Annotated in this window: 13 protein-coding genes; 6 read left to right on the forward strand and 7 right to left on the reverse strand. The window is 73.6% G+C overall.

What is annotated here, in order from left to right:
• Window positions 1–75: 75 nt before the first annotated feature.
• The 4 genes from Aru02nite_RS04425 to Aru02nite_RS04440 all read right to left on the reverse strand — a co-directional run bounded on the left by Aru02nite_RS04425 (window position 76) and on the right by Aru02nite_RS04440 (window position 3,352).
• Entirely contained in the window at window positions 76–534 is a 459-nt protein-coding gene (locus Aru02nite_RS04425; protein WP_203655078.1) for a dihydrofolate reductase, read from the reverse strand.
• Window positions 531–1,328: a thymidylate synthase gene (locus tag Aru02nite_RS04430; RefSeq protein ID WP_203655080.1), complete on the reverse strand. Its 798-nt coding sequence runs from the start codon at window positions 1,326–1,328 to the stop codon at window positions 531–533. The genes Aru02nite_RS04425 and Aru02nite_RS04430 overlap by 4 nt, the downstream gene beginning before the upstream one ends.
• A 1,389-nt stretch (window positions 1,329–2,717) precedes the next feature.
• Window positions 2,718–3,065: a YbaB/EbfC family nucleoid-associated protein gene (locus Aru02nite_RS04435; protein ID WP_203655082.1), complete on the reverse strand. Its 348-nt coding sequence runs from the start codon at window positions 3,063–3,065 to the stop codon at window positions 2,718–2,720.
• Window positions 3,062–3,352, reverse strand: coding sequence for a hypothetical protein (locus Aru02nite_RS04440; protein ID WP_203655084.1), 291 nt, complete (start codon window positions 3,350–3,352; stop codon window positions 3,062–3,064). The genes Aru02nite_RS04435 and Aru02nite_RS04440 overlap by 4 nt, the downstream gene beginning before the upstream one ends.
• A gap of 524 nt (window positions 3,353–3,876) precedes the next feature.
• Here Aru02nite_RS04440 and Aru02nite_RS04445 point away from each other — a divergent pair.
• Window positions 3,877–5,340: a hypothetical protein gene (locus Aru02nite_RS04445; RefSeq protein ID WP_203655086.1), complete on the forward strand. Its 1,464-nt coding sequence runs from the start codon at window positions 3,877–3,879 to the stop codon at window positions 5,338–5,340.
• Between the two features lie 13 nt (window positions 5,341–5,353).
• Here the strand turns inward: Aru02nite_RS04445 and Aru02nite_RS04450 are convergent, their stop codons facing one another.
• Together Aru02nite_RS04450 and Aru02nite_RS04455 are read right to left on the reverse strand one after the other, a co-directional pair.
• A complete protein-coding gene (locus Aru02nite_RS04450; protein WP_203655088.1) occupies window positions 5,354–5,536 on the reverse strand; it encodes a zinc ribbon domain-containing protein in 183 nt (60 codons plus the stop codon).
• 558 nt (window positions 5,537–6,094) lie between these two features.
• Window positions 6,095–6,679 (reverse strand): TetR/AcrR family transcriptional regulator, encoded by a 585-nt coding sequence (locus Aru02nite_RS04455; RefSeq protein WP_203655090.1) that lies wholly within the window; start codon window positions 6,677–6,679, stop codon window positions 6,095–6,097.
• Between the two features lie 68 nt (window positions 6,680–6,747).
• Between Aru02nite_RS04455 and Aru02nite_RS04460 the strand changes: the two genes are divergently transcribed.
• The 5 genes from Aru02nite_RS04460 (at window position 6,748) to Aru02nite_RS04480 (ending at window position 11,192) form a co-directional block, all read left to right on the forward strand.
• On the forward strand, window positions 6,748–7,863 hold the full coding sequence (locus Aru02nite_RS04460) for a serine hydrolase domain-containing protein (RefSeq protein ID WP_203655092.1): 1,116 nt from the start codon (window positions 6,748–6,750) through the stop codon (window positions 7,861–7,863).
• Window positions 7,864–8,094: 231 nt separating this feature from the next.
• Complete coding sequence (locus Aru02nite_RS04465; protein WP_203655094.1) at window positions 8,095–8,793, forward strand: class I SAM-dependent methyltransferase; 699 nt, start codon at window positions 8,095–8,097, stop codon at window positions 8,791–8,793.
• Between the two features lie 6 nt (window positions 8,794–8,799).
• On the forward strand, window positions 8,800–9,408 hold the full coding sequence (locus Aru02nite_RS04470) for a chloramphenicol phosphotransferase CPT family protein (protein ID WP_203655096.1): 609 nt from the start codon (window positions 8,800–8,802) through the stop codon (window positions 9,406–9,408).
• A gap of 99 nt (window positions 9,409–9,507) precedes the next feature.
• On the forward strand, window positions 9,508–10,452 hold the full coding sequence (locus tag Aru02nite_RS04475; RefSeq protein WP_203655098.1) for an ATP-binding cassette domain-containing protein: 945 nt from the start codon (window positions 9,508–9,510) through the stop codon (window positions 10,450–10,452).
• On the forward strand, window positions 10,449–11,192 hold the full coding sequence (locus Aru02nite_RS04480; RefSeq protein ID WP_203655100.1) for an ABC transporter permease: 744 nt from the start codon (window positions 10,449–10,451) through the stop codon (window positions 11,190–11,192). Before Aru02nite_RS04475 ends, Aru02nite_RS04480 begins: the two co-directional genes overlap by 4 nt.
• On the opposite strand, the gene Aru02nite_RS04485 is transcribed toward Aru02nite_RS04480, so the two are convergent.
• Entirely contained in the window at window positions 11,176–14,307 is a 3,132-nt protein-coding gene (locus Aru02nite_RS04485) for an ATP-binding protein (protein WP_203655102.1), read from the reverse strand. The two genes, Aru02nite_RS04480 and Aru02nite_RS04485, sit on opposite strands and share 17 nt — an antisense overlap.
• Window positions 14,308–14,371: the final 64 nt, after the last annotated feature.

Below are 14,371 nucleotides of genomic sequence, written 5' to 3' on the forward strand. Positions count from 1 at the left end.
CCCGGCGTTCCACGCGCGGCGCGGCTGAGCGCCGGATCGGTTGCGGCGCAACGCTTTCCGTACCGGGATCGGTGGTCAGGTCCAGGTGTGGAAGCGGTAGTGCAGGCCGGTGGTGGACTCCTGCCAGGGGCCGACGGTGTCGGCGGGCCGGCCGACGTCCGGGGCGTACGTGTCGCCGTCGTACGGCTCGCGGATCTCGGTGACGACGATCCGGTCCGCGTACGGCAGGGCCGCCCGGTACACGGCGGCGCCGCCCATCACCCACACGTCGCCGGTGGCGGCGGCGAGGGCCTGCGGCAGGTCGGGGAACGTCTCCGCACCGTCCTGCGGAGTACGCGAGAGGACAAGGTTGCGGCGGCCGGGCAGGGGCCGGAACCGGGCGGGCAGCGACTCCCAGGTGCGCCGGCCCATCAGGACGGTGGCGCCGGCGGTCAGGGTACGGAAGTGCGCCATGTCCTCGGGCAGATGCCACGGCAGCGCGCCGTCGCGGCCGATCACCCCGGTGGACGACTGCGCCCAGACGAGGCCGATCACACCGCCACCGGCGCCTTGATGCCGGGATGCGGGTCGTACCCCTCGACGGTGAAGTGCTCGTACGTGTAGTCGAAGAGGCTGTCGGCGGGCGCGAGCCGCAGCGTGGGGAACGGGCGCGCGTCCCGGGCGAGCTGGGTGCGGACCTGCTCGACGTGGTTGTCGTACACGTGGCAGTCGCCGCCGGTCCAGACGAAGTCGCCGACGCGCAGGCCGACCTGGTCGGCGATCATGTGGGTGAGCAGCGCGTAGCTGGCGATGTTGAACGGCACGCCGAGGAACAGGTCGGCGCTGCGCTGATACAGCTGGCAGGACAGCTCGCCGTCGGCCACGTAGAACTGGAAGAACGCGTGGCACGGCGGCAGCGCCATGCGCGGGATGTCCGCGACGTTCCAGGCGGAGACGATGATCCGCCGGGAGTCGGGATTCTCCCGCAGGGTACGCAGCACGTCGGCGATCTGGTCGACGTGGCCGCCGTCGGGGGTCGGCCAGGACCGCCACTGCACGCCGTACACGGGGCCGAGGTCGCCGTCGGGCGCCGCCCACTCGTCCCAGATCGTGACGCCGTGCTCGCGCAGCCAGCCGACGTTGGCGTCGCCGCGCAGGAACCAGAGCAGCTCGTACGCGATCGACCGGAAGTGGACCTTCTTCGTCGTGATGAGAGGGAAGCCCTCGGACAGCCGGTACCGCAGCTGGTGTCCGAAGATCGACCGGGTGCCCGTGCCGGTACGGTCCGCCTTGTGGGCGCCCGTGTCGAGCACGTGGCGGAGCAGGTCCTCGTACTGCGTGTCCGGCATGCCGCCGAGCCTAGACGGTGCCGCGCGCGGCCGGGCGGTCGGCGTACCACCGTCCACAGTGGATGGTGACCCGGGTCAGATCGGCCACTCGGCACAGCCGTCGTCCGGCTCGGCGTCGCCCTCCCAGCGCTCCCGCTCCTCGCGCTCGCGTTCCGGCGCTGGTACAGGTCCCAGCTGCTGCGCACCGGTGGATCCTCGCGCTCCGCCTGCTCGCGCTCCCACCGCTCCGGCTCGTACCGCCGGCGGCCGTGCGCCGGATCCCAGCCGTACGGCCGGAGATCGCGCGTACCCATCGGACACTCCCGCATCGTCGAGACCGCACCCGCCCGTATCGGACCATCCGCCCGCGGCACCGTCAAGCCCGATCGCCCGGCCCAGCTGGCGTCGCGCCGCCGGGCCAGCTCGTCCGCGACGACGTTCTCCGGGATCGCCGGTACCGGGGACGGGCCGGACGTGGGCGCTGGTGCAGCGTCCTGGCGTGACGCGCCGTGCGCGGGCCACGTCGAATACGGCGGGTGGCTCGGCACCGGCGACCCGCCCCGCACCCGCGATCGAGAAGTACGCGTGCCGTGCTCGCCGCACAGGTCCAGCAGGTCCTGGTCGCCGATGCCGTACCGCTTCTGCACCGCGGTGGGTATCGCCCGCGCCTCGGCGAGCCGCCGCGCGTCCGCAACGTACGACTGGGCACTAGGCACCCGGACGGAGTCGTACGGGACGACTTTTCTTGCGTACCAGCCGGAAACGTCCGCGTGCGTCCACAGTGGACTGTTCCGACCGTGCACTGTGGAGCGCCGGATCGGCACCCAGCCGTGCCGACGGCGCGCATGCGTGCGCGACGAGTGGGAGGGAAGCGGTGTCCGTCGGAGCTGCTGCTCGGGCTCGCGACGGGCGGCCAGCGCCGCACCCTCACCGGCGACCGCCCGCGGGAGCGGCCGTGAACGCGCGCGGAGAACTGGTTCGCCTCGTCGTACCCGCTGCCGGGTGGGATCGCGGCGAATCGTCACCGACGCCGAACTCGCGCGCGCACCATCGCCGACGCCGCGGCGGGCGAGATCGACGTCAACCTGCGCGCAGACGAGGAGTCGCGGTCAGACTCGGGCACGATGTGCCGCGCTTCGACGCGGCGACCGGTGCGGCCCGTACCTGACGTGGCCGGCGGGTCGTCAACGGCTGGCTCGCGGAGATGGCCGTCGGCCACCTGCCCGACGGCCTCCTGTACGACCGACGCTCGCCACCGTCCGGCACCCGGCGTGACCCGACTCGAACGCGCCGCGGGCTTCCCCGTCGCCGACGGCGGGTGCAACGGGTCCGCGAGCACGCCTTCCGCGCCGCTGCCGTTGACCCCGCGCGGCGCCGTCTTCCCATGCACCGACCGCGGTCCGGCGGGCGTCAGTTGCGCAGGAGCGAGCCCATCAACCGGCGATACTCCGCGTACTCCGGCGGCAGCTCAGCGTCCAGCTTCTCCCGGTACCGTTCGGCGGCGTGCCGTTGCGCGGCCCGGCAGGTGTCCGCGATCCGCTCGGCCAGCGCGCACCGGTCGACCCCGCTCGCCGTGCCGGGCAGCAGGTGGACGTCGACGATGCGGCCGTGCAGCGTGGCGGTGACCCGAAGCGTGCCGTCGTCGGACGACACCTCGACGGTCTCCGCCCCGATCTCGGCGGCGCGGGCCCGGTGCTCGGCCAGCGCGTGCCGCAGCGTCGGGGGCAGCTGCCCGAGCCGCTCGGTGGACTCGGTCATGACGACTCTCCGTCCAGCCGGTCGCCGATGGCGTCGACGCGCAGGGCGTCCGCCGCGTCGATCGCCGCCACCACCGCGGCGCCCACCATCTCGTCCGGGACTCGCGCGACGACAGGGTCGAGTTCGAGCGAGCGTACGGCTCCGGCGCCGTCGATCCGCGCCCGCGCGATCCCTTCCGGGTCGACCCCCTCGTACTCGACGGACGGGGACGTCGCGTCCGTCAGCTCGGCCACCCGGGCTCGTGCCGCGGCGAGTGCGGCGCGCCGTGCCTCCGTGTCGAAGGCCATCGGTTGCCTCCTTCCGGCCCGGACCAACCGTCCGGGGCAGACCCCCAAGCCTATCGGTCCGCACAACCTCGGCCGACCCCACGCCCCGCCGATCATTGCCGTACGGCAGGCAACTCGACGAACGGTGCGCGAAAACGGCCGCGTACGGCCGAACGGGCGCGCCGACCGGCGACGAGCCCGACGCGTCGTGCGGCCGGCGCGGACACACCGCACGAACCGGGTGCGGGCGTGACGCGGAGCCCGGGGCGCGCACCGGGCCCATGTCGGGCACGGCACCCGGTCGCCGCGCCGGACGGCGGCGCACGCCGCGCGCCGCGCCGGTTCCGGGAGCCCGGGGCGCAGCCGGCGCGTACGCGACGAAGCGGCCACGAATATCGCCGGAACGCGGCACACCCGGCGCACCCCGCGGCACGCGCGGCGCCGGCACGTACCCGAACGGGTCGGCGGGTGGAGACGGTTGGCTACCGTCACCCGGATGGCGGAGGTGTTCACGCGATCGGCTCGACGCGGATCTCGATCAGCTGGTGCGCTCCCTGGTCGACAGCCACCCGGATCCGTACGCGGGATTCGGTGGTGTGATCGGCTTCTGGCGGCGGGTGGCCGAGACCCGGGACGCGCTGCCGGACGGCGGGGCCACCGCTGCCGGGTTCCTGTCGCTGTTGCGGCCGCTGGTCGCCGGGGTACGTGACGCGCACACGACGATCCTGCCGGCCAATCGCGCGTACGACGCGGAGCCGGCGGCGAGCCTGGGGCTGGAGTGGGACGTCGACGCCGACGGGCTGCACGTGGCCGCGGCGTACGAGGAGGGGAACCGGGGGCTGCTGGGTGCGCGGCTCCGCGCGGTGAAGGGGGTGCCGGCCGGGCGGCTCGCGGACCGGATGCGGGAGCTGACGGCCCGCGACAACGAGTACGGGAACCTGGTGAACCTCGCGCGGGCGCTGCGCGATCCGGCCCTGGTCGCCGAGCTGGCCGGCGACACCGACCCGGTGGTGGTGGCGGTCGAGCCGGGTGGGTCGGTGCCGTTGACGCCGCGGCGGTGGGCGGGGTCGGCGCGCATCGCCCGACCGTCCACTCTCGACCTGCCGGCGGTGGGGCCGCACGGCATCGCGTGGCGGATGCTCGACGATGTCGGATACCTGCGGTTCGGCCGGTTGCTCGGCTACCGCGAGGCTTTCGAGTACGCGAGGGCCGCGGGGATCCGGTGGCTGCTGGCCGAGCGGCTCCCGGATACGTTGCGGCGACTGGGAACCGACCCGATTCCCTCCACTGTGGACGACCAGATCGCCGCGGTACCGACGGCGTGCGGGACGATCGGTGCGCTGGTGTCGGCGATGGCGGCGGCCGGCAGCCGCAGGCTCGTCGTCGACCTGCGGCACTGTCCGGGCGGCAACTCCCTCGTCGCCACCGTGCTGGCCTTGCTGTTGTACGGCCGGGACGCGCTGCTCGACGTCGACGAGGGCTACCAGATCCCGCCCTACTCCCCGCTGTACGCGGCGACCCACGACGGCCGCTCCCCCGCGTACGGGTACGACTTCGGCGCGGAACGCGACTGGCTGCGCGCCCGTGCCGACCCCGCCGTACGCCGGCGTCGCAACGCGGCCGGGCTGGCCGAGCTGCGCGACGCGTCGCCGAGCCTCGCCGCGTACCCGGAGAGCCTTGCGGGACAACCACTCCGGCCGACGGTGGCGGTCGTGGTCGACGCGTTCACGTTCTCCGCCGGGGTGGACATCGCGCTCATGGTGCTGCGGCTGGGCGCGACGCTCGTCGGCGTCCCGCCCGCGCGGGCACCCAACTGCTTCATCGACACGGTGCCGTACCGGCTGGACCACACCGGACCGCACGGCACCGTGTCGTTCCGGTACAGCCTGGCGTTTCCGGCGGATCCGGCGCGCGGCCGAGTGCTCACGCCGCACCATGCGAAGGAGGCCGGCAACGACCCGGACGGCACCGTCCGCCAGGCGCTCCGCCACCTGGCGCGATCCGCCTGACGACGCGGAACCGTCAGTCGAAGTCGAAGATCGAGTGCCGGTCGTAGAAGTGCAGGATGTACCGGCAGCGGGTGCAGATCATCAGCGTCATCTTGTGCGAGGTCACGCCCCACTTGCTGTCCAGGCGCCCCTCCTCCTGCTGGAACTCCTGGTTACGGCACAGCGGGCACGCGAGTACGGGAATCTCGTTCGTCATGATCCTCAGTGTGCCGCTCCCCCGCCACCACCGGACCGCGTTCCCTCGTACGCCCCGCTCCGGCCACGCGACGCGCACCGCGCCGATACCTGGAATGGTTGCCGGGTAAGGGATCCGTCGGTGGGCACACCAACGCCCCGGACGAGCCGCAGACGTCCGGGGCGTTGCTGTCCCCCTTACTCGTGACGCGGGCGGCCGGCACACGGCCGACGCTCCTGGAACCCCCCGAGCGGCGGCGGTGGCCGCCCCGGCGTCACTCCAATCCGGTACCACAGGCCGCATCGCGGTGCCGTCGCACGCGGCGACCAGCGCCGTCTGCGTACCGGAGTGGCCGGTGTGTTGCTCGCCGGCCACGACCACCGCGGTGCACCCACCGGAACAGCATCACGATCGCGGGCCGCCGGGGACACCGCCGAACAGCTGATACCGGTCGTCCGAAGGACGATCCGGGCGCGCCCGTTCGGTGGGCCCGGCCGGCACGTACGGCCGCCGCACGGCCCGCGCCCGTTCCGGGTCGACAGCGGGAAACCCTTGTGCCGCAACCGAAAGCATCGACGGTCAGGTACGCCGGCGGCCCGCGGCGGTGGGCGTGAAGTACCGGCGGACCATGTCGACGAGCGCGTCGACATCGGCGTCGACCATGGGCCGACCGGTCATACCCATTCGATGCAGGAGGGTGCCGACGACGGTGTCGATGAGGAACAGGACGCGGTGTTCGGGTTCGCCGAGCGCGTCCTGCAACGCGATCCTGTACGGATCCTGGAAGCGGCTGGCGAGCAGGTCGCGCAGGGCGGGATCGCTGACGGCGTCGCTGAACACGCCGGCGAACGCGTCGCCGACACCCGGTTCGCCGATCTTGCCGGCGATCCAGCGGACGGCCGTGGAGATCACCTCGTCCCGGTCGTCGCCAGCCAGCGGTACGGGGCCGAACGCGTCGAGGAGGCAGTCGATGATCAGCGCGCCCTTGGACGGCCAGCGGCGGTAGACGGTGGTCTTGGCGATGCCGGCCGCGGCGGCGATGCGGTCGACGGTGGCGCGGGCGTACCCGATCTCGTGGACGGTGCGCAGGGTGGCGGCGAAGACGGCGTCGGTGACACCGGCGCGGGGGCGTCCGGGTGGCCGCCCGGCTGTGGTCGGTGTCATGTGCACACCCTACCCGGGGTTGCGCTACCTTGAGTATCGAAACCAGAGGTAGCGAAATGGAGTCGACCATGAGCACGCTCGACCCCGCGGCACTCGCGGCCGCCCTCGACGACGTCCACCGCGCCGGCATGCCCGGCCTGTTCGCGGAGGTACGCGACGGCGACGAGACGTGGCAAGGCGCCGCCGGCGTCGCCGACCTCGACACCGGCCGCCCCGCCACCGCCGACCTGCGGCACCGCGTCGGCAGCATCACCAAGACCTTCACCGCCGCCGCCGTACTCCGGCTCGTCGAGCACGGCGCGGTCGGCCTCGACACCCCGATCGGCCGGTACCTGCCGGCGCTGGTGCCGGGCGCCCGCGGCGACGCGGTGACCGTACGGATGCTGTTGAGCCACACCAGCGGCCTCGCCGAGTACCTGCCGCACGCGTACCCGTCGCTGCGGGCGTTCCCGGCGATCGGCGGTACGACGCCGGACAGCCTCGTGGACCACCGCCACACCCGGTTCGACCGTACGGAGCTGATCGCGCTGGGCGTCGCCGCGCCCGCCGTCGGAACCCCCGGCGGCGCGCCCGGCGTCTACTCCAACACCAACTACCTGCTGCTCTGCGCCCTCATCGAGCACGTCACCGGCGGCAGCGCCGAGGAGTACATCACCGCGGAGGTCATCGAACGGGCCGGGCTGCGCGACACCTCGCTGCCGACCGGCGCCACGATCGACGCACCGCACTCCCGCCTGTACGAGTCCTGGTTCGGGATGTTCGACCCGCCGCGCGACTTCAGCGAGTACGACATGTCCTGGGTGGGCCCGGCCGCCTCGCTGGTCTCGACCGTGGCGGACCTCAACCGATTCTTCGGCCTGCTGCTCGCCGGCCGGATCGTCGCGCCGTCGTCGCTCGCGGAGATGCAGCGGGCCGGGCCGGTGATCTCGTTCGAGGGCACCACGATCGACTACGGCCTCGGCCTGCACCGGTTCGAGATGCCCGGCCGCGGCACGTTCTGGGGCCACGACGGTACGGTCTGGGGCGGCGGCGCGATCACCATGACCAGCGCGGACGGCCGGCGGCAGCTGGCGGTCGCGGTCAACCTGACGCGACCGAACCCGCTCGGCGCCGACGGCCGACCCGGCCCGCACCCGCTCGACACCGCGCTGCCCGCCCTGTACCGGACGCTCTGCGGCGCCTGACCCACACCGACGTTGACGTACGGCAAACACTGGGTCGATGGAGTGGCGGGGCGATGTCGGACGGGACGAGCCGGCGCCGCTCACGTACGGCTCCCAGAACCACGCGCCGGCCGCGAACGGCTTCCACTCACCAATCAACCACGTGCGGGCCGCGGGTACAAGACTTGAATATCGCGCGGTGCGGTCGCAGGCTGGTACCGGCCGATCCGTTGGTGGGAAAGGGATGTGACGATGGGACCGCAGCGCGGGATGCCGAGCGTCGAGCGGGTGGCCGCGTGCCGGCGACGGCTGGCCCAGGACGGTCCACAGTGGACCCGCGGCCCGGCGGACGACGCCGAACGGGTCAGCGTACCGGCCCGCGACGGCGACGCCCTGCGCGACCTGCTGATCGCCGAGGGCGCCGGGAGCGTGGTCGAGATCGGCCTGGCGTACGGGAGTTCGGCGCTGGCGATCGGTGAAGCGCTGGTGTCGGGCGGCGTGCCGGGGCCGGCGCACGTCATCGTGGATCCGTACCAGGGCACGGTGTGGGCGGACGTCGGGTGGCGGCTGCTGCGTTCCGCCGGGCTCGACGCGTTCGCGATGCTCCTGCGGGAGCCGTCGTCGCAGGCGTTGCCGCGGCTGGTTGCCGCGGGCCGCACCGCCGACGCGGCGTTCGTGGACGGCAGCCACCGGTTCCACGAGGTGTTCGTCGACCTCTACTTCCTGCGTACGATCGTGCGGCCGGGCGGGGTGGTCGTCCTCGACGACCACCGGTGGCCGGCCGTCGCCACCGCCGCCCGCTACTACGAGACGAACCTCGGCTGGCGGGTCGTCCCCGACGCGCTCGCCGGCGGCACGGTCGACGCGGCGGGCCGGCCGCGGATGCGGGCGCTGCGGCTGCCCGACCCGCCGGTCGAGCCGGCGTTCGACGCGTTCCGGCCGTTCGGGTAGGGCGGCGTGGCGACGGTCGGCCGCGTCGTGATCCTGAACGACGCGCCGCGTTCCGGGAAGTCGAGCATCGCGCGGGCGATGCAGGACCACGTTCCCGGCGTCTGGCTCAACCTGGGCGTCGACCGGTTCAAACACGCGACGCCGCAACGGTTCCAGCCCGGTATCGGGTTGCGGCCCGGCGGTGAACGCCCCGACCTCGAACCGCTCGTGGCCACCCTCTGGACCGCCCTGTACGAGTCGGTCGCCGCACACGCGCGCCTGGGCGTGGACGTGGTCGTCGACGCCGTGCACCACGACGACTACTCGGTACCGCTGGGCATCCTGCCGGCCGCCGCCCGTACCCTCCACGACCTTCCGGTACTCCTCGTCGGCGTCCGGTGCCCGGTGGACGTCGTCCGGGCGCGGCGCCGCGAGACCTGGGGCGGCGCCGGGTACCGGCGGGAGGGCACGGTGGTGGACCCGGTGGAGCGGTGGCAGCGCGCCGTCCACACACCCGGCCGGTACGACCTGGAGGTCGACACCGCGCTGCTGAGCCCGGACGAGTGCGCCGACCGGATCGCCCACCGCCTCCGGTACGGCCCGCCGCCGGCGGCGATGCGGCGGCTCGCGGACTGACCGCGTGCGGGACATCCCCGGCCCGCGGGCCTCGTACCTGGGGGGCGGTGTCAGAGGCGTGTCAGGTGGGTGTCAGACGGCGCGCCGAACCTGGTCGACGTGAGTACTTCAGCGATCGCGGTGTCCGGGTTGCGGAAGTCGTTCGGGGACAAGAAGGTCCTCGACGGCATCGACCTGGACGTACCCGAGGGAACCATCTTCTCCCTGCTCGGCCCGAACGGGGCGGGCAAGACGACAACGGTCAACGTGCTGACCACGTTGACGCGGGCCGATGCCGGCACGGTACGGGTCGCCGGGCACGACGTCACCACCGACACCCGTGCGGTACGCGCGGCGATCGGCGTGACCGGACAGTTCGCCGCCGTGGACGAGATGCTGACGGGTCGGGAGAACCTCCAGCTGATGGCGGATCTCCGGCACGTCGGCGGCGCCGCGGGACGGCGGCTCGTCACGTCCCTGCTGGACCGGTTCGACCTGGCGGACGCGGCGGGCAAGCCCGCGTCGACCTACTCCGGCGGGATGCGCCGCAAGCTGGACCTGGCGATGACGCTGGTCGGCGACCCGCGGATCATCTTCCTGGACGAGCCGACGACCGGCCTCGATCCTCGCAGCCGCCGGACGATGTGGGACATCGTCCGCACGCTGGTCGCCGACGGCGTGACCATCTTCCTGACCACCCAGTACCTGGACGAGGCCGACCAGCTCGCCGACCGCGTCGCCGTACTGGACCGGGGCCGGCTCGTCGCGGAGGGCACCCCGGCCGACCTCAAGCGCCGGATCCCCGGCAGCCACGTCGAACTGCGGTTCGCCGACCTCGCCGACCTCGACACCGCCGCCCGGGTACTGCCCGGCGCCGTGCGCGACGACGGCGACCTGACTCTGCGGGTACCGGATGCGGGTGGGTCGGCGGCGCTGCGGGGGCTGCTGGACCGGCTGGACGAGCACTCGATCAGCGCCGAGGAGTTCGCCGTGCGTACGCCGGACCTCGACGACGTCTTCCTCGCCCTGACCGGGCACCCGAACGCGGAGGTGGTGGCACGATGAGCGCCGACTCGATGGTTCTGTTGCGCCGCAACGTGAAGCACACGGTACGGAACCCGGTCGCGGTGTTCAACGCGGTCCTGTTCCCGGTCGTCCTCATGGTCATGTTCGTGTACGTGCTCGGCGGCGCGTTCAGCGTGGGCGAGCGGTACATCGACTACGCGACGCCCGGCATGATCCTGATGGGGATCAGCTACGGGCTCAGCGCCACCGCGCTGTCGGTGAACACGGACATGACGAAGGGGATCATCAACCGGCTGCGGGTCATGGACGTCTCCCGCGGCGCCGTCCTCACCGGCCACGTCGTCGTCACCGTCCTGCGCAGCCTGCTGGCGATCGGTGCCATCGTCGGGGTGGCGTTCGCGCTGGGGTTCCGGCCGGCGGCGGGCCTCGTCGACTGGCTCGGCGTCGCCGGACTCGTGCTGGCGGTGGGCATCGCGCTCAGCTGGCTCACCGTCGCGCTCGGCCTGGCGGCGAAGTCCGCGGAGACGGCCGGCATGCTCACCGTGCCGCTGGTCATGCTGCCGTTCCTCAGCAGCGCCGTCGTACCGGCGGAGAAGATGGGGCCCGGCGTACGGCAGTTCGCCGAGTACCAGCCGTTCACGCCGATCATCGAGACGCTGCGCGGGCTGCTGGCCGGCACCCCGTCGACCGGTACGGCGCTCGCCGCACTCGCCTGGTGCGTCGGCATCGGCCTCGTCGGGTACGTGTGGGCGCTCACCACGTTCAGGCGGCGAGCGTGACCTCCACCAGCTGAGTCCACTCGGCCGTCGTACCCTCCCGCGTCGCCTCGGCGAACACCGTGTCGCCGAGGCGGCGCCGTACCGTGTCCTCGATCCGCATCAGGTCCGGGTTCGCGTGGTCGGTCAGCCCGTGCAGCGCGGTACTCGCCGCGATCAGCCGCGCCGCCTCCGCGTACTCGTCGCGGCGCAGGGCCAGGTCCGCGACGCCGACGAGGACCTGCGCGATGATCAGCGGGTTGCCGCCCTCGGCCGCCGCCCGGGAGGCCGCCACCCGGTGCATGTGCGCGTCCCGCGGATCGTCCGCCAGGTAGCCGAGCAGGTCGTGCCGCGCGGCCCGGACGTTCGCCCGGTCGGCCTCGTCGCCGAACAGCGCGGTCGCCACACCGAGCTGCCGCTGCGCGGTGTCCGGGTCGCCCGCCAGCCGGGCCAGCACCGCCTTCGTGAACGCCAGCTCGGCCAGCGCCGCCGGCCAGGTGACCCGCTCCGCGCCGCGTTCGGCCTCGGCGAGCGCGGCCGCGCTGGCGTCCCCGTCCCCGAGCAGCTGGTACAGCTGGGCCTGGCGCGAGCGCATCGGGATCACGTCGTCCAGCGCGCCCAGCTCCGTGACCGCCGCGATCGCCTGCTCGTAGTACTCGCAGGCGTCGGTGAACTCGCCGCGCGACGCGACCCGTTCCGCCAGCTCGGTCAGCGCGAGGGAGATCCCGAACCGCTCACCCAGCACCCGGAACTCGGCCAGCGCCGCCGCCAGGTACTCGTCGGCGTCCCGGCCGCCGTGCCCGAGCTGGATGCGCATCTTGCCGAGGTGGAACCGGGCCAGCGCCCGTACCCAGGGGTCGTCGTGGTCCAGCAACGTCTCCCACGCGGGCAGGAACTCGTCCGGCCCCTGCCGCAGCATCCGCTCCAGCGGCGCGGAGAACGCCAGCCGCTGGTCGCGCGATCCGCTGCGCTGACCCAGCCGGTACGCCTCGTGGATCCACTCCGCGGCCCGCTGCTCGTCGCTGCGGCCGGCGCTCGCGTAGTGCGAGACCAGCGCGTACAGCACGGCGCGGATCTCGTCGTCGACCTCGCCCGGGGTCTCCGCCGCCGCGGTCAGCATCTCGACGCCCTCGGCGCGGTGCCCGGCGAGCCACCAGTACCAGCCGGCGCCGGCGGCCAGCCGCGACGCGCCCACCGGCTGCCCCGCCGACAGCGCCCAGCGCAGCGCGGCGGCGATGTTGTCGTGTTCGGTCTCCACCGCGGCGAGCCATTCGAGCTGCTCGGCCCGGCGCAGGTGCGGGTCCGCGGCCTCGGTCAGGTCGACGAAGTACTCCAGGTGCGCCAGGCGGGCCAGCTCGGTCTCCCCCGCCTCCGCGAGCTTGAGCGCCGCGTACTCCTTGATGGTGCCGAGCATCCGGTACCGCGGGGCGCTGTCGCCGGCGGCGACCAGCAGTGACTTCTCCACCAGCGCGGTGAGGACGTCGAGCACCTCGTCCCGGTCGACGGTGTCGCCGGCGCAGACCCGTTCGGCGGCCTCCAGGCCGGCACCGCCCGCGAACACCGACAACCGGCGCAGTACCAGGCGTTCGGCGTCGGTGAGCAGCTCCCAGCTCCAGTCCACGACCGCGCGCAGCGTACGGTGCCGCGGCAGTGCCGTACGGCTGCCGCCGGTCAGCAGGCGGAATCGGTCGTCGAGCCGGTGCGCGAGCTGGTCCACGGACATGCTGCGCAGCCGGGCCGCGGCCAGCTCGATCGCCAGCGGCATCCCGTCCAGCGCCCGGCAGACCCGGGCCATCGTCGCCAGCGCGGCGGGGTCGTCGGCCGGATCCCGGCGTACCGCACCGGCCCGGTCGCGGAGCAGCTGGACGGCGGGCGACGCCTCGATCTCGCCGGCAGCGGCGTCCTGTCCGGGCAGCGCCAGCGGCTCCACCGGCCACAGCTCCTCGCCGGTGATACCGAGCGGTTCGCGGCTGGTGGCGAGGATCCGCAGCCCCCGGCACTCCCCGAGTACGCGGTGGGCGAAGGTCGCCGCCGACTCGACCAGGTGCTCGCAGTTGTCCAGGATCAGCAGCGCCTCGCGGTCGCGGATCGCGGCGATCAGCCGGTCGACCGGGTCCGCGTTCGGCGCGTCGCCGAGCAGCGCGTCGCGCAGGCCCAGCGCGGCCAGCGTCGCCTGCGCCACGTCGCCGTCGGCACCGATGGCGGCGAGTTCGACCAGCCACACGCCGTCCGGCAGGTCGCCGAGCAGGGTACGGCCGGTCTCGGTGGCCAGCCGCGTCTTCCCGGCCCCGCCCGGCCCGATCAGCGTGGTGAGCCGGTGTCGCGCGACGAGGTCGCGTACCGCGGCGGCGTCGGACTCGCGGCCGACGAAGCTGGTCAGCTCGGCGCGCAGGTTCGTCCGGCGGGTGGTGTCGCGCCGGCCCAGCTCGCCGCGCAGCAGCGACACGTGCAGCGCCGCCAGCTCCGGCGACGGGTCGACGCCCAGCTCGTCGGCCAGCATCTCCTTCGTACGCTGGTAGACCTTCAGGGCCTCGGTGTCGCGGCCGGTGGCGACGAGCGCCCGCATCAGCGCGGCGACGAACCGCTCCCGCATCGGGTACGCGGTGACCAGGTCGGTCAGCTCGGTGACGACCTCGGCGCCGTGCCCGAGGGCGACCTCCGCGTCGTACCGGTCCTCCAGCGCGGCCAGGCGCAGCCCGTCGAGCCGGGTCACCGCCGCGTCGAACGCCGTACTCTCCCGCAGGCCGACGTCCTGCATCGCCGCCCCGCGCCACAGCGCCAGCGCCTCCCGCAGCCGCCGTACGTCCTCGCCGCCGCGCGCCTCCGTCACGAGCCGCTCGAACCGTACGGCGTCGACGGCGTCCGGCTCCACGCGCAGCCGGTACCCCTCCGGGTGGCCCTCGACGGCCCCGTCCGGCAGTACCTTCCGGAGCCGGGACACCAGGCGCTGCAAGGCGTTCGCCGCCTCGGCCGGCGGCGCCTCGCCCCAGATCCAGTCGACCAGCGTCGCCTTCGGCACCACCCGGCCCGGTTCGAGCGCCAGCGCGATCAGCAACCCCCGCAGCCGGGCACCCGGCACGTCGACGGGACCACCGTCGTCGACACGAACCTCGAACGGCCCCAGCATCCCGATCTGCACCCGGCGATTTTGCCACGGGTACGGCGACCCGCCGAGCGCTGGCGCGTCCCGCCGTCCCTTACGT

The organism is Actinocatenispora rupis (assembly GCF_016861975.1).
Lineage (GTDB): Bacteria > Actinomycetota > Actinomycetes > Mycobacteriales > Micromonosporaceae > Actinocatenispora > Actinocatenispora rupis.